This window comes from Pirellulales bacterium (assembly GCA_035533075.1).
GTDB lineage: Bacteria > Planctomycetota > Planctomycetia > Pirellulales > JAICIG01 > DASSFG01.
This window is the reverse complement of sequence record DATLUO010000164.1, coordinates 1-15,966: the sequence shown is the minus strand read 5'-3', so window position 1 is coordinate 15,966 and position 15,966 is coordinate 1. Positions and strand designations below refer to the sequence as shown.

Below are 15,966 nucleotides of genomic sequence, written 5' to 3'. Positions count from 1 at the left end.
TTTGCTAGGTAACCGTGGCCTTTCGAGGCCGTCCGCGGGGGTTGAGCGTAAACTCCAGGCCCAACCGTTCCGCTGTCCGCCGCTGCCAGGTCTCGTCGCCAAACGGCTGACCGCGGCTCACCGACAGTCGCACTGCTTCTAATTCCGCTTTTGTCTGTGGCTGCTTCACCCACGCCGCCCAATTCCGCGGTCGGACCACCGGCCATGCCGACAATTCCGGCGCGTCATCGACGCCTTGTTTGCCTGCTCGCTGGGCCAGGCTGCTATACGGCCAGCCTTCAGCCGCCTTCGCCAGCCTGGCGCGGAGGCCGTTTCGTTCCACGTACCGGGCCACCGTGTAAAAGTGATCGTCCTCCTGGACCGGAAAGGACTTGTACGTCCCCTGATAAAGGTGCCCGCGGCCAACGCTGTGGCGGTGCAGGTGCCAACGCCGCACATGGGTCGTGGTCAGCCGCTGCATGAAGGCTCCGAGGTCGCCGTCGTTGGCCGGCCAAAGCAAAAAGTGCCAGTGGTTCGGCAGCACGCAGTAAGCCAATACCCGCATGGGCACGCGTTCTTGTGTCTCCTTCATGACGCGCAGGAAGGCTTCGTAGTCGGCGCGCTCGTCGAAGATCTCTCGGCGGTCGTTTCCGCGGTTGAGGACGTGAAATACCATGCCACCAGGGGCGATGCGAGCAGCTCTAGGCATGCCTACCACGATACCGCACACAGACGATCGTGTCAATAATGGGACTTATCCCCTTTTCCTGGTCGATACCGCACACAGACGATCGTGTCAATAATGGGACTTATCCCCTTTTCCTGGTCCCCCTTTTCCTGGTCGCCGCGTCGTGCGGCCGCCGCACCGCCAGGTCGCAGCAAAAGTGTGATTTATGTATAATGGACCACGCAATGACAGACGTCCCACCATCCATGCGCGTTCGCCGAACCAGGCGGCAGCGGGGCAACCCGTCCAGCCAGACCGCGCCCACCATGATGGTCTCGGTGTTGGCGATTTTGGCGGCGATCGTGGGGTGCTTCCTCTGGCGCTTCCGCGGCGATGCCCCCGTCACGCCGGTCGAGAAGTCGGTCCCGTCGGCACCGACTTCCACTCCGCCCGTGGTCGAGCCGCAGCAGCAGCCGTGGGTCGATCTTGCCGCGGGCGACGGACCCTTGCCGTCGCCGCCGGCCGATCGCACCGCGAACATGGTGCTTGTTCCCGCCGGCAAGTTCCTCTACGGCGACGACAACGAAGAGATCGAGCTGCCCGCCTACTACATCGACCGCTACGAAGTATCGCAGGCCGAATACGCCCAGTTTCTGCGGTACGTTCGGGCCAGCGGCGACCACACGCATTGCAACCCGGACGAGCCGCCGGACAAGGACCACACGCCGCTGAATTGGGGCCGGCCCGATCTGACCGACCCGCGCTTTCCGGTCGTCGGACTCGATTACTGGGACGTCTACGCCTACGCCGGCTGGATCGGCAAACGATTGCCGACCGAACAGGAGTGGGAAAAAGCCGCCCGCGGCAGCGACGGCCGCCTCTATCCTTGGGGCGAAGACTGGGACGACCGACTCTGTAACTGGGGACCGTCGCCCGGCAACCCGCGCACCTTGCTGCCGGTCGATTCGATGCCCGAAGGGCAGAGCCCGTTCGGCTGTTTTCACATGCTCGGCAACGCGGCCGAGTGGACGGGCAGTTTTGTCGATGAGGCCCGACGCCTGCACTGCGGCCGCGGTTATTGCTGGCGGATCGGCCACAGGGTTCCCTATCGCACGACCTATCGCATGCCGGGCGGCACCGAGTTGCGCGATGAAGGAAGCGGCCTGCGCTGCGCCCTTGATGCCGAATGAAAACAACCACCCGCCCAAACAATAGAAACGGAATGGTGGTGGCTGGGGCAGAGCCGCGCCGATTGGGCAGTTCCGCGCAAACCGCTCCGCCGCGGCGATGCCCCGGTAGCGCCGCCACCGGGGCATCGCTGGCCGGCGGTGCGTATTGCAAGGGGCCAGATCGATCTCGGCCAGCTTCTGCCCCAGCCACCGATCATGGTGGGCCGGCGCTCGCAAGCTCGCTGGTCCCACCCTACGAGCAAGCACGGAAGGCCGCCCTCACCGCTTGCGGCTTCTCGAGGTGGCCTTGTTGAACTCGATCCACTGCTCTTGATATTCGGGCGGAGGAGCCGTGCGGCGACCTTCGAGATTCCGCACCCGCTCGTCGCGCTTTTGCCCGCCGGAGAGCGAGCTGCTGTGCGGACTCAAGCCTAGGCTGCGCAGCGCATCGTCCAACTCTTGCCGGGCGGCCTCGCCTTTGGGACCCGACTCGTCGGCCGCTTTCTTCAGCCGGTCCCACTGCTGCACAAAACGCTCGATGTCTTCGCGGGTCCATTTGAGCTTTTCGAGCAGTTTGGGGTCGGGCTTGTCTTTCGCCAACTGGTCTTTCAAGCGGTCCAAGGCCAGATCGGTGGCCTTGCGAGCGTACGCCTCGTTCGGGTCTTCGCCGCCCGGTTCGCTGTTGTCGACTTCGTCCGCAGGAGTGGTCTCGTCGGCGCCGGGTTGGCCGCCGCCCGTCGGATTGCTGCGTTGCTTTCCGCCGCGCAGATCGTGCCCGCCGCGCTCGCCCGGCGTGGGCTGGCCCTGCGGTCCTTCGTTGCGAGCGTCGGACTTCGGCGCCGGTTCGGACTGTTTTTTCTCGCCGCCCGGCTGCTTTTGCGGACGTTTCTCGCCCGTCGGTTGTTGCTCGTCGCGGTTGGCCTTGGGCTCGCGCGAGACGTTGTTGTGGCCGCGCGGGTCGGCCGCTTCGGGCGAATCGGACGGCTGTCCCGCGTCGCTCTTTTCGCCCTTGCCCTGGTTGGTGCCGGGACCTTTTTCGCCCGACGACTTGCCGCCGGTCGGCTTCTCGGCTTTCTGCTGGTCGCCGCCTTTTTCGCCGCTGGCCCCTTTGCCTTTGGTTTCGCTTTGGCCGCCGCCCTGATCGGCCTCGCTGTTTTGCCCGGCTGAACCGGTCCCTTCGCTGTTGGATTTTTGTCCGCCGCCGCTCTTGCCGCCGCCGTCCCGGTCACCTTGCTGGCCGCTTTGCGAATCGGACTGCCGCTTGCTGTCGCTGGCCGACTCGGGTTCGTCTTCGGAAGTGCCCTTCTTGCTGTCGGGACTGATTTGCTTCTTGTCGCGTTGCTGGTTTTGGCTGTGTGGGGCGGGCGCTCCGTGCTTGTTGGCGCCTTCACTGTCGCCGGCGCCCCCCTGGCCTTTGTCTTTCGAATCCTGGTCGCCTCCCTTTTGATCGGGCGACTCACCCTTGTGCTTCTTCATTTTGTCGTCGCGCTCGCCGGCGCCTTTGGCCTGTCCACCCTGGCCGTCGCGCGGCTTCGTTTCTCCGTCGGCGTGCTTCTCTTGCTCGTCGCCGACCTTCGCGTCGCCCGACTTTCCACCGCCCGACTTGTCCTTCTCCGACTTATCGCCGCCCTCGTTGGCCACTCCCTGCTCCGCTCCTTCGGCTTGCTTATCGCCGGCCGATGGCTTCTTGCCGTTTTTCGCGGCCTGCTTTTTTTGGCCTCCCTTTTCGCCCTCTCCCTCCTCGCCTTCGCCGCCGGCGCTGCCCTGCTCGCCCGCGCCGGGCTTTTTGTCGTTCTTCTTGTCGGCCAACGCGCCTTGGTCGCCCTGTTGGTCCTTCTTGTCACGCTTATGCTGCTGGGAAGCGGGCTTTTGACCGGCTTGTTGCTTCTCACCAGTTTGTTCCGATTCGCCCTTCTCGCCGTCGGCAGACTGCTCATCGGGCTTTTGAGCGCCATGACCTTGATCGCCGTGCTGCTCTTGCTGGTCCCGAGACTGTTTTTCGTCGCCTTGCTTTTCGCCGGGCTGCGGCTGACCAGATGGCTGTTTTTTGCCGGCCTGTTTCTCGCCCGGCTGCTGTTCGGCATCGCCTTCCTTTGGCTCAGCACCCTCTTCGCCGCCGCTCTTGTTTGGCTGCTGCTCCTTCGCGCCTTCGCCCGACTTCTGCGGCTGCGATTGCTCGTTCTGCTCGCCGTTCTGTTGTTTTTCCTTCTGGTCGAAGTGCTTATTGATTTCGTCGATGGCCTTGCCGGCGTCGCGCTGCGGATCGAGCCGCTTCGGGCCGTCGCTCTTGCCGCCGGAATCCTGACGGCCGCTTTGCTTGTCGGAGCCCTTATTATCGGACTCGCCGGAACCCTCCCCCTCGCCCGACTGCTTGTCGGACTCTTGGTCGGAGTCGCCGGCCGACGGCGATTTGTCAGAACCTTGTTGCTTGCCGCCGCCTTGCGGTCCTTTGTCGCCCGACTGGTCGTCGCGCTGTTGCTGCTTCTGGTTTTGCTTGCCGCCCGACTGCTTCTTCTCTTGCGATTGCTGATCGCCCGGTTCGCCCGACTGCTCGCCTTGCTGTTGGTTGTCGTTGCGACGGCTGCCCGACTCGTTCTTCTGGCCCTTTCCCTGCTTCGGTTGACGCTGGTCGTCGCGATTGGCCTGGTCCTGGTTCTGCGGATTCTGGTCGTTCTTGTCGGCAGCCGCCACGCGCAGGCGGTAGTGCGGCGTTTCGGAGTGGTTGGCGCTCGGCTCACGGTTATCGTCGGCCGCGGCCCAGAATTCGATCTGCTCGCCCGGTTTCACTTCCAGGCGTTTCAAATCGAGCACATAAGCGCGTTGAAACTGGCCCCCGCGCGGCTCGGCCAGCAGCGATTCATCGACCAACGCCATGCCATTGCGGCGGGCCAGGAATTTCACGGCGGCCAGCTTGAAATCGGGATCGGCCGCTTGCACCGCGAACGTCACCGGCTTGCCGGGCGGAACCAGCAGGTCCTTGCTCGGGTCCAACTCCGGCTCGACCAGCTCGATTTCGGGCGGCAGGTCGCGAATCACGTCGATCGAATAGCGGATCGGCTTGGGGTTCTCATGTCCCTCGGCATTGCGGAACCGCAACTGATAGCTTTCGTGCTCGGACCGCCGTGCCTTCTCGTTCCAGACCAGCGGAAAACTCACCTCGGCCTTCGTGCCGTCGATGCGCAGATCGAGATCGTTTCGTCCGTCGCACTCGAAGTCGACGCTGGCTTCGCGAATAAGCTGGTTGGCTTTGGCCCGCAACGTCACCTGCGTTCCGGCCAAGGCCTGGATGTCGCCGTGACGCGCCACCTTGCGCGGCGGCAGCTCCGAATACTTCGGGTAGACGTACTCGATTTGTTCGACCACGATCGTGGGCGAAGTCTCGACCTTGATGCGATAATGAGGCGTGATCGCGTCGCCCGCCTCGATCCAATACTCCACGTCTTGCTGCAAGCCGAGGTTGTCGGGCGGCAACTCGACGGAGTAGCGGTAGCTCGATTCCGGCACCCTCATCGGCACCGACCGGGCAAGCACCTGGCCGTCGACCGTCGAGTAACGCACGACGACCGGCTCGCCCGTGCGGAGGCCGTCGATTTGCGCGCTGACGGCGACGTGTTGGTCGTGAAAGCCCCGCCCATCGCCCGGCTGAACGTCTCGGACCGCCACGCGCGTGGGCGGCGCCACGTCGGACCACGGCGACACGACCCGCCGAAACGAAGTGAAGGGATTTTTCGGCGACAGCACGGCATACAAGGCAATAAAGAACGTGACCGCCACCATGGCCATCAGCAGCCGGATGACCGGCGTACGATCGACGGCGACTTCGGCGTGGGTGGCCGTCAGGGCGTTGGCCGCCTGCGCTTCCATCGCCTCGTACATCCGTTCGGGCAAACGCTGCGACTCGGACCGCAGCAGGAGGAAGTTGATCAGGCTGTTTTTGATGCCCGGCCGATGGCGTTCGATGGTGTAGGCGGCGTAAACCGGATTGACGCGCCGCATGACGAGCGGAGCCAGCCGCAAGACGGCGAAGGCGGCGGTGCCGGCCGCCAGCACGCCGAAGGCGGTGATTCTTGCCGTGCGGCCCAGGCCGCCGGTCACGAGCCAGTGGTCGGCCAGTGCCAGCAGCATCAGATAGACCAGCGCGGCGACGGCCAGCAGCATGCACGAGCTGACGATATCGACGCTCTTCACCTGCCGCCGCGTGCGCAGCAGCTCGTTCTCGATATAGCGGTCGTATTCGATAAACTGGGTCGCGAGGCCGCTTGGCTTGGGGAGCGTCTGCGGCGAATCGGGCGAACTTGTTCCGGCAGCCATAACATGCACCTTCTCGATTGGCGTTAGTCTACATTATAGGCGCTTTCCCGGTAGGGTCCGCGTTTTTTCGAAGGCTGCCAAGCAAATTGGAAGGCTGCCAAAATTTGCAGCCGGCCAACTGTCAACGGTTGACAGTTGACGCCGGCGCTTGTGGCAGAACGGCGGCCGCGCTCCGGGTCCGAGTAAAGCTTCGCCGAACCCGTTCCCATTTCACACTAACCCGAAGCGCAATCGAGGTTTTTCCGCCTTTTTCACGTTCCTCGCTAGCGCTTCGGGTTGGTGTACGGCACCTGCGTACCTGATTCGGCGAAGCTTTACGGGTCCGAAGCCGTAAGGCCTTGTCCAGCATGGTGTTGGAACTTTGCGAGCGAACGCATCAACATCGGCTTATACAATCGCACCTTCTTGGCGGTGACGGCCACCCTGCGACGCGCGATTTACTCCTCTCATAGAGCCACAGTACCGCCCGCGGTGAAAAAACCGCATTTTCGATCGGCCGCGCGACAGATGGTTTTTCGAGCAGGAAGTACGACAAAAAAATGATTTCGCCATGTTGCCTTAAAACCACCAGCCCGCGGCGCCGCCCGCGTGCTAGGCCAGGACGATGAGGGCGGCCCGCAACTGACCAATGGCGCCGAAGTCGATGGTATATTTGCGGAGAGTGTCCGAAGCTTTCACCGCGGTTCCGGCGGTCACGAAATTCTTTGTCGCGTCGAACAGCGGGTGCTGCTCCACTCGATGCACGCCCGGCCACATGACCTCGGTGTCTTTTGCTCCGGGGGCCGTGACGTACAGCCAGGTATTGGTCGTCGGACTGAACTTCAAGATCGACCACCGATTGGCGCCGTAGGAGATGCCCAACGGCAAAGCCTTCACGGTCAAGCCTAGTTTCTTCAGACCGGGCTTCACCTGATCGGTAAACGACTTGACCCAACTGGTCTCGACCGTGCCGTCGTCGAGTTTTTTGGAATCCAGCGTGCCGTGGCGTGAATTGCAGGTGATGATCTCCACGGTCTTGATGGTCGGGTTCCATTTCATCCATTCCTTGACCTTGCTGATGAAATCGGTCGCGGTCATACCGCAGAACTTCGAGGCATCGCCGTGGCCCCAAAACGTGAGGGTGTCGATTTTCATTATTTTCTTATCGAACGCGGGGCCCGACGCGCTGGCCACGCTCGAACCGGGTGTCGCGGCCGCCAGGGCGTTGCAGCGAATTTTGTGTCCCTCATCGCCATAAAGAATCTGGATCATCGTCACTCCGAAAATGCGTTGGGCAAAGTGGAACTCTTTCCTCCACCGTGGTCTAGGGTGGCCATTATACGTTTATCCAAAGGATTCCGGAAGCTTCCGGCGCGCGTGGGCCGCCTCGTCTGGGGTCAGCTTGCGCCATCTGATCGGGGCGACGCGATCGCCTAGATCGGCAGCCCGCGGTTGGCCCATTCCGAGCAAGCAGCGGACTAATTGAAGGAAGTTGTCGAGGCCAGTCGACAAACCACCGATTGACTTCATCGAGATGCAAAAACGCGCCGCTCCGTTCGGCGACGACGAGCCGCTCTGGTTGACTCGCGCAGCGGCGTTTGTGGAAAAGGCCGTCTTGTCGCCTTGCGAAAGGGGAGCCGCGGACTACCCAAGGGCCTGGCGTTGGGCAAGCTTTGGGCGCAATACCGCGGCGTACGAAACCTGCATTCGATTCCAAAGCTGTCGCCCGAGCGGATCCTGCAGTGGGCCGACGCCCCATTACCGCCGCACGCGCACCTGGCCGCAGGTCCGCTCGGGGACGATCATCGAGTCGCCCGCCGACAATTGGTCAAGTGTGGAAAACGCCTTGCGAATCGGCCTGCGCGGTCTGCCCGGCGGCTCTTCCCTCAAGCGGTTCCTCGCCGACCATCGCCGCGACGGCCGGGTGCCTGCTGTCGCGCCACGGCCGGCAACAGCCAAGCGGGCGCCAGTGTCTCCGAAGCGAAGAAAGCCGCGGTGATCATCGGCGTGGTTCAATCTCCATTGAGCGGCGGCAGTTTCTGTTCGGCGGCGCGGCGGAGGTGTCTTCGCGGAGGCGGAGGTTGCTAAGGGCAAAATCGTTCCGCTGCTGCCACGCCATACCGATTTGCCGTTCGGTCAGCCGCTGCCGACGGCGGATCCCAGCCAGCGCCGCGCGATCCTCTGGTCTAGGCGGCGTCGCCCCGAAGTCGCGCCCATGCGACACGCGTGTCGCATGGGCGCGGGAGTAAGCGGCTTTCGTCTCGCGGAGCGAAAGGGCTACCGAAATCCTTCCGGAAGAGAGTCGCGAATGAACGAGTCGCACGAGAGAAGGCCTGGCGGGCCACCTCGGCCTCAGTGATGCGTCGTGTCGGGCAACGCGGCAGGGCGAAGCCTCGTGGCTACGGCCGCAGGCGGCCCACGGCCGCGTCGCGGTCGGGAAACACCTGCCAGATCATGTCGAGCTTGCTGGCCCGCAGCACGTCGCCGCACACGTCGTTCACGTTGCACAAGGCCAGCGACCCCCGCCGGTCGCGCAGCCGCTTCCAGGCGCGGATCAAGAGACCCAGAAAACTCGATCCGATGAAGGTGGTCTTGCCCATGTCGAGCAAGACCGTCGGCGGCTCGGCCTCGGCAACCGCCGCCAACAGTTGCGACCCGAACTCATTCAGCTTCGCCACGTCGAGCGAGTCGTATTGTGCGTCGACTTCGATAACCGTAATGCCCTCTTGCTTGAGAAGATTGGCCATAACTAACCGAGGAAAGGAGGGTAAAAGGAAGCGCGCGGACTCATCGCTCGCTGCGCTTGATCATGGTAATCTCGTTGCCCCGTTCGTTGTGGCGCACTTCGTCCATGAAGGCGCGAATCAGCATCAGCCCCCGCCCCGACGCTCGTTCGAGATTGGCCGGGTCGGTCGGATCGGGCACGCTGTGCGGATTGAAACCCGGCCCGCTGTCGCGGACCACGAACACCGTCTCCGGACTGCTGAGCGTGGCTTCGAAGTGGATCGTGCGGCTGCGGTACGGCTCTTCGCGGCGGCGCTCTTCCGCCAGCTCGTAATACCGCTTGGTGTCCTGCTCGCGCAGCTCGGAGCTGACTTCCAGATTGCCGTGATACAGGGCGTTGAGCAAAGCTTCTTCCAAGGCGATGGCGATACGGATGCGGCCGGTTTCGTCGCACAGCCTGAGCCGCGTGATGTGCTGCTGCAAGTGGTCGACGATGGCCGGAATCAGGCTCGGTTCGTTGTCGAGCACGAAGGTCCAATGGTTGCGGGTCACGCACTCCATCAGGCGCGCGTGGTGCCGCTGCGCTCGCGAGGTGGCCAGCACCGTATCGACCGTGTCGGCCAGGTCGCGCGCCAACCGCGACTTGGGCACATAGCTGGCGGCCCCCGAAGCCAGGGCCTGCACGGCAATTTCTTCGCTTCCTTGCGCCGTCATCAGAATCACCGGGATCAGGGGATATTTCTCGCGCACCTGGCGCACCAATTCCAGGCCGCTCATGACCGGCATCTGCAGGTCGGTGAGCACCAGGTCGGGCGGCGAGATTTTGATCTGTTCCAGCCCGTCGGCGCCGTCGACGGCATAGAGAAAGGCCAATTCCGGGTTCTTTTCCAGAACGCCTTGCGCGAGCCGCCGATCGACGGCCGAATCGTCGACGATGAGCACCGTTGCCATAAAACCGCCGCCTGCTTGAAACGTGGAGTTCAGGCGAGCGCCGCTACCGCCGACGCCCGCCGCGATTTGGGGAACGACCAGTATTGTAAAGCGTCCCCCCGACCGCGTGCAATGAGGCGGTGGGCCGTGTCAGGATTTGCTCGGCGGCGAAATCCTAGCCCGGAACGGCACGCCCGTCGAAAGGTCCCTCTACTCGAAGAACGGCTGATCGGAGCGATTGGATGAGCTTGAGCGATTCCTCGGTTTTTTTGCTCCGATATGTGAGATTGACGATCTCGGCATGGCCGACGTCGTCCGGCAGCGGGCGCGGAACAACGGCAGCTCCACCGGCCTTCACTTTTGCGGCAAGGAGCACAGCCACGTAGTACCTTTTTCCGGAGCGGCCCTTGGCCGCTTCTTCCTCGGGGCCGCAGAATGCGGCGCGGCCCATTGAAAGGCCGGTGACGTCGTTCTTGTTGGGCGTCAAGGCCGCCGGATCGATGAATCCTGAGTCAGGCCGGTTACCAGTTGGTTGATTCCGGTATCCGGCGCAGAAGCAGTTCGTCGGCGGCAATGGAGCCGAGATCGGCGGAATCGGCCATCGTAGGGTGTCGTTAGCTGGGCTGCGCGTCACTGAGCCGTACCAGCTCGCCTTCAAAAAAGAACCGCACTTCGCGCTTGCCGGCGGCGTCGACTTCAATCGTGAGCAAGACATCTTTGTGCTCATAGTGCAGCGCCACTCCGCCGTCGCCCGTCGGAGCGATGTTTGTCGGTAACGGAGATCCGTCGTCGCGAAGCTGACATGCCGTGCGGCTGGCGCCGGCGATCGCGGCCGGAGTGGGCGAATCGATGCCGTCATCTTCGAGGCGTTCGGGGTGTAGCCGCCACTCGACGAGAACGCGGTCGATGACGTCGTTCCATGCGCCGCGCCTTGCGTGCTCCTGGCGGCGCTCAACATCGGCAGATTGCCCCGGCCCGGCGAATGGGACGTGCCCGGTGTCTGGAAGATGGTCCAAGCTCATGTCGATCGGCCCTCGTTCGCAAAAGCAGCAGGTCGGAGAATCAACGCGCCCACTCCGATACTGCTTATTCTACAGCGCTGAATCCCATTGCGAAGCGGCTTATTCACGCACTTCGGCCAGGCCCAGAAGCTCGGCTTGGCTTTCGTCGAGGAACGCCACCGCCACATAATCGACGTACACCCGGCGAAATCGCTTCAACATCGCCAGCCCGGTTTGCAGTCGCGGATTCGTGGCCAGGTAACGAAGAGAAATCAGCAGGGCCGGAACTTCCTTCTTGCCCTCGCCGTCGGGCGGAACGTCCCGCGTCAATTCGTCGAACACCCGCGGGTCGCCATGCATCAGCAGGCGTTCGACGGCCAGGTAGCGTTCGAGCGTCGCACGCGTGTTGACCTCGAGTCGGGCGTCGGCGAAGACGCGGCGTTGTGGCCCATTGTGAAAGAGGTACACCGCGGCGGCGCCTTCGTCGAGCGCATAACAGTAGCGAGGCATCCCCTCGCGGCCCAGGAACTCCGCTGCTTCGTGCGGAAAAGCACGTGGAATCTCCCGCACGCCAAACAGCCGCGGACTCTCACCCGGCCGGACCTTGGTCTTCGAAAGCAAATCGAAGGGCACGCCGAGGATCAGCACGCCGAGAGCGGCCGCCGTCAGCACGCGCCCCAGGCCGAAGCGGCGCGACGTCCGCGAACGTTCCGACAGCCATTCGGCCACGTTGGCCTGCAAGACCGTGCCCGCCACCAGGGCGAACAACACCGCGTTGCGGTTCGCCTTCCAGGCCAGCCAGGCGAAGAGCGCAAAAATGGCCAAGCGGAAGAGATCGACGCGCCGCCGCCGGATGCCCGGCACGAAACTCAAAAGACCCAACACGAACAACACCGCCAACATCAAGATCGTCAGATCGCGGAACAGCGGCAGCACGCCGTGCAGGGAGATGAAATCCGGTATGCCCAAGAATTCGCCGGAGAACTGGGAATAGAACTGGTGATCGGGACCTTCGATGCGCGCCAGCAGCGTGATCGGAAAAAGCGCACCATGAACGCCGTAGGGGTTGGCCAGAGTCGCGGCAAGCAGCAGTCCGCTGATCGGGAACAGGCGAGTGCCGGCGCGCGTGAACGGGCCGGTAGCAGTTGAACTACCGGGAGGCTGACGCCGCACGCTCGCCTGAATCAATTGGTCGACGGCAAAGCATCCCCACAGCACCAGGCCCAGCACGAAAAGACCGTGAACGTTGATCCACAAAAGCTGAATGACCGGCAAGAACCAAACCAGCCGCGGCCTGGAGCGCGCGTGCAAGAGAATCGCCAGCTCGGCGGCCAGAAAGAGCAGCGAGAACATCTCGGGCCGCACCTGGTTGCGGCCGGAGAAAATCAGCACCGGCGGCAACCAGCAGGCCACCGTCTGCCAAGCGAAGCGCAGGTCGGGCTTCCCGGCCTGAGGCGGGTGAATCATGGATTGCCCGGCCGCCATCGCCACGCCGAACGTCGCGACCGCCAACAGGCTCTTCGTCACAACCAGCGCCGGCACGCCGCCCAGTTTCCACAGTGCCGCGGCGATAAGCTGGAAGCCCCAATGAAGGTCGATCCACGGGCTGTCCGGGTTGGTGTAGGTGAACCAATCGGTGCGCGGCACGGCGCCGCGCTCGTAGATCAACTGACCGGTGCGGAGATGCCACCAGATGTCGGGATCTTCCAGCTCGACGCAGCCGACCAGAAACACCAGCAGCAGAAAGGCGGCATACCACAGCGATCGTCGGTCGGCATTCGGCATTCTTACGCCATTCCGCGCCGCTTCAGCTCCGCCATCACGCCTTGCACGATCTGATCGACCGCTTTCGCATCGGGCCGGGCACCGCCGGGCGGACAACCACCGATCGGCTGGTCGGCATAGCCCTCTTCGGCCAGCAAGCATTGCAAGGTGTCGCGCAAGGCGGACATCTGCACCTGCTGCGTGTCGCTGAGCGGTTGCCGGCTGGCGCCGGGGTTGAAACCGCGCAGCGAAAGCGCCGCCCGAAAACCTTCGGGAAAGTCGGCCGAAAAGAGCATCGCGTCGAACAGGCCGATCAGCTTGAATTGCAGTTCACGGGCTTCGTCGATCCGCCGCGCGAGCGTCAGGTCGAAGAGTTTGCGGGTCAGCTCCGGCACGATGCCGGCGGTGGCGTTGGTGCCGCCGTCGCAGCCGATGAGCAGCATCGGCATCAAGGCGGCGTCCCATCCGGTAAGAAAGCTGAAGTCGGGCCGATGGGGGCGGACGGCCTTGATCATGCGGATCATGTTCGGCAAGTCGCCCGACGAATCCTTGATGGCCACCACGCGCTCGAATTCGTCGCTCAGCCGCTGAATGGTCGGCACGTCGATCGGCGAGGCGAACATGGGGATATTGTAAAGCGTGATATCGACGGGCGAATGCCGGGCAATGTCGCGGAAGTAGGCGTAGACGCTGGCCGGGCTGAGCCGGTAGTAGTAGGGCGACACGATGGCCACCGCCCGCACGCCCAGGCCGTGGTAATACTCGCAGGCGGCGATGGTTTCGCGGACGTTGGCTTCGGCGGCGCCCGCCAGGATCGGCACGCGGCCGCGCGTCTGGTCGGCCATGATGGCGATGATGCGGCGGCGTTCTTCGGGCGAGAACCGCGTGAACTCGCCGGTCGACCCGTTGGGGTAGAGGCCGTGAACGCCGCGGTCGATGAGCCAATCGGTGTAGCGGCGCAGCTCCGGCTCGTTGATCTCGCCGCGCGGGTCGAGCGGCACGATGTTGGGAGTGAAGATGCCCGTGAGTCGCTCGGCCGGCATGTCGGTTCGTTTGGAAACGGATGAGGTTGTTGAAAGACTACAACACGCGGGACGACGCGGCAATGAGCTTGCGGGCGGCACGCCACTCTCGGCAAAACCGGCATATCCGGGCGTTAGGCGACGGGCGATGGGTGAAGCTCATTCGATTTCTCGCCTCAATCATGGCACAGCAACGTCCTTTTGCCCAGTTGGCCCGCCCGCGCAAACGACACGCGTGTCGCGGCGCATTTGCGCACCGTAGCCCTTTCGCTCCGCGAGAGGAAAGCCGCCTGGCGTCTCCGACACATCGCGCGCCAGACCGACCGCGCACCGACAAATACGACACGTGTGTCGCTTATGCACAACGTCGCCTTCTCGCTCCGCGAATGGAGGAAAGCCGCCTGGCGTCTCCAGAACCTTGCGGCCGGAGCGACCGTGCGCCGACAAAAGCGACACGCGCGTGTCGCTTTTCTACAGCGCGGCTGCGCGGTCGAAACTGTAACTTGTTATGGCACAACTCCTTGCGGTGACTGCCCGTGCGCGTTTTTTGCCTCTTCGCGCATCAAGCGGCAATATCGCGGCCGCGGTCGTGAGCTTATCGGCACGCGGATCACGGTCTGCCACCTGCTTCGCTATTTTCTCGACCCCTCGGCCACTGACGCTTATCTATGTCGGGTGAAAGCAAAGCGGACCCATGAGACGTTCGTGAAGTTCAGAAAGTGGCTCGCGCCGCCTTTGCTGCTACGGCGGCCATCCCGCCGGCGAGTAGCTCGTGCTTTGCAGGGCGGCGAGCCCGGCGGAGATCCGCCGGTACAAAGATCATGCATTTGCTTTTTGACGGTGAGCCGCCGGAATGGTAGGATTCTTAGCACGAAGACGACCCTGGATTTGCCCGATGCCTTGGTCAATGAAGTCGAGACGCGAGCGCGGCGCGACGGCTGTAAGCTCGACGACGCGGTCGCGGAGTTGCTTCGCAAGGGACTGGCCATGGCTGAGCGGCCGTCCGCCTCGGTTCGCGGGCCTGTCGTCAGGACGCATCCCCAATCGGGTCTGCCCTACATCGAATGTCCCGTTGACGCACCCGCGCGAAGCATGACGTTGTCGGATCTTGTCGCGCTGGAACACGGAATCCTGGAACGGGAAGATGGCGAACGAGTCGGGCTGTCTCGTTGACAGCAATATCTGGATTGCGCTCTCGTTCAGCTCGCATCCGGGACATCAGGTTGCCTCCAGTGCAATGGCGGCGGCGGATAACCGCCCGGCCTTCTTTTGCCGCGCAACGCGGCAGAGCTTTTTGCGTTTGGTTTCGACGCCGGCCCTCGCCCGGCAATATGCGGCCGTCGAGTTGACGAACAACGACGCGCTCGATCTGTTCGACCGGTTTATGGCAGCGCCGTATGTGGAGTATTGCGACGAGCCGGCGGGCCTTCTCGCTCTTTGGCGCCAACTGGCCGGCAGAGCCAGCGCCGCGCCTAAAGCGTGGATGGACGCCTATCTGGCGGCGTATGCCATCGCCGGCGGCATGAAGTTCATCACGCTCGACCGGGATTTCGCCGCGTTTCAAAACGCTGGCCTGAAGCTTCTTACGCTGCAAGCGAGCTAGCGGCTCGGGTGCCGCGAAGTGCCACGGGTGGTGTACGAAGAAGACTTAGCCAGTCGCTTCGGCCTCCAACGGAGGGCGGGATACGGCAACGTGTCCGGTCTGAGCGTCCGCCATGAGGGTTTAGCAGGCCAGCATTGAGCTCCGAAATCATCACTTCCGTGTGCCGACCTTGTCTTATCGGGGGGAAGGCCACACCAAGGGCGTCGACATGGGCGAGACGCTCGCGGACACGGCGGAGTCAGAGAACCTGAGCATGCGACAATATTCCAATCGCGAGAACCGGGAGATCCCGGAAGTGCCCATGCCGAATGGCGGCGCGGGACGGTTGGGGAAGGTCCATGACCACACGCCCAACATGCACGCTTCCGGGAAGTCGGACGGTCTCGTAGTACCGACAAAGCAGGCGAACAAAGCCGGCCCGATGGCGGCGGCGGAGCCTGTCGAGGGAAGGAGACTGACCAAGGGGAACGCCAGGCAAACCTTACACGCGCTGGACTCTGAGCCGGGCTTGCGTGGCATCGGATTGTCGAGCGTACGACCAGCCGCGCGGCGGCGAATCGTGATACCCAAGGTAGGAGCCGTATGAGGTAGTGCCTCACGTACGGATCTGTGCGGGGGGCGGCCCGAAAGGGCCGTCCCTACCGCGACTCCCATTATTAAATGGGACTTATCCCCTTTTCCGGGTCCGGTGTTATGCCGTAAAACCGCCGTGGATCATCGTATCTGCCGGCGGAGGCTGCAAGAAACGGTGAGCAATCCTGTTGGGATTTAGACATCGTCCCGCGCACTCGTGGCGTCCGGTGCTGTCATCTGCCGA

Annotated in this window: 12 protein-coding genes; 3 read left to right on the top strand and 9 right to left on the bottom strand. The window is 63.3% G+C overall.

What is annotated here, in order from left to right:
* Positions 1 to 4 precede the first annotated feature (4 nt).
* A complete protein-coding gene (locus tag VNH11_20495; protein ID HVA48757.1) occupies positions 5 to 655 on the bottom strand; it encodes a transposase in 651 nt (216 codons plus the stop codon).
* A 257-nt stretch (positions 656 to 912) separates the two neighbouring features.
* Between VNH11_20495 and VNH11_20490 the strand changes: the two genes are divergently transcribed.
* Positions 913 to 1,836, top strand: a complete 924-nt coding sequence (locus VNH11_20490) for an SUMF1/EgtB/PvdO family nonheme iron enzyme (protein ID HVA48756.1) — start codon at positions 913 to 915, stop codon at positions 1,834 to 1,836.
* A 258-nt stretch (positions 1,837 to 2,094) separates the two neighbouring features.
* Here VNH11_20490 and VNH11_20485 read toward each other — a convergent pair whose 3' ends face one another.
* From VNH11_20485 to VNH11_20450, 8 genes are all read right to left on the bottom strand, one after another.
* On the bottom strand, positions 2,095 to 6,126 hold the full coding sequence (locus tag VNH11_20485; protein ID HVA48755.1) for a hypothetical protein: 4,032 nt from the start codon (positions 6,124 to 6,126) through the stop codon (positions 2,095 to 2,097).
* A gap of 591 nt (positions 6,127 to 6,717) precedes the next feature.
* A complete protein-coding gene (locus tag VNH11_20480; GenBank protein HVA48754.1) occupies positions 6,718 to 7,377 on the bottom strand; it encodes a hypothetical protein in 660 nt (219 codons plus the stop codon).
* A 1,127-nt stretch (positions 7,378 to 8,504) separates the two neighbouring features.
* Positions 8,505 to 8,852, bottom strand: coding sequence for an STAS domain-containing protein (locus tag VNH11_20475; protein ID HVA48753.1), 348 nt, complete (start codon positions 8,850 to 8,852; stop codon positions 8,505 to 8,507).
* Between the two features lie 40 nt (positions 8,853 to 8,892).
* A complete protein-coding gene (locus VNH11_20470; protein HVA48752.1) occupies positions 8,893 to 9,780 on the bottom strand; it encodes a response regulator in 888 nt (295 codons plus the stop codon).
* Between the two features lie 154 nt (positions 9,781 to 9,934).
* Positions 9,935 to 10,246, bottom strand: a complete 312-nt coding sequence (locus tag VNH11_20465) for a hypothetical protein (protein ID HVA48751.1) — start codon at positions 10,244 to 10,246, stop codon at positions 9,935 to 9,937.
* Between the two features lie 127 nt (positions 10,247 to 10,373).
* Complete coding sequence (locus VNH11_20460; protein HVA48750.1) at positions 10,374 to 10,781, bottom strand: hypothetical protein; 408 nt, start codon at positions 10,779 to 10,781, stop codon at positions 10,374 to 10,376.
* 99 nt (positions 10,782 to 10,880) lie between these two features.
* Entirely contained in the window at positions 10,881 to 12,545 is a 1,665-nt protein-coding gene (locus VNH11_20455; GenBank protein HVA48749.1) for a hypothetical protein, read from the bottom strand.
* A gap of 2 nt (positions 12,546 to 12,547) precedes the next feature.
* Positions 12,548 to 13,567, bottom strand: a complete 1,020-nt coding sequence (locus VNH11_20450) for a dihydrodipicolinate synthase family protein (GenBank protein HVA48748.1) — start codon at positions 13,565 to 13,567, stop codon at positions 12,548 to 12,550.
* A gap of 867 nt (positions 13,568 to 14,434) precedes the next feature.
* On the opposite strand from VNH11_20450, the gene VNH11_20445 reads away from it, so the two are divergent.
* Together VNH11_20445 and VNH11_20440 are read left to right on the top strand one after the other, a co-directional pair.
* Entirely contained in the window at positions 14,435 to 14,719 is a 285-nt protein-coding gene (locus VNH11_20445; protein HVA48747.1) for a hypothetical protein, read from the top strand.
* Positions 14,691 to 15,149: a TA system VapC family ribonuclease toxin gene (locus VNH11_20440; GenBank protein HVA48746.1), complete on the top strand. Its 459-nt coding sequence runs from the start codon at positions 14,691 to 14,693 to the stop codon at positions 15,147 to 15,149. Before VNH11_20445 ends, VNH11_20440 begins: the two co-directional genes overlap by 29 nt.
* Positions 15,150 to 15,966 lie beyond the last annotated feature (817 nt).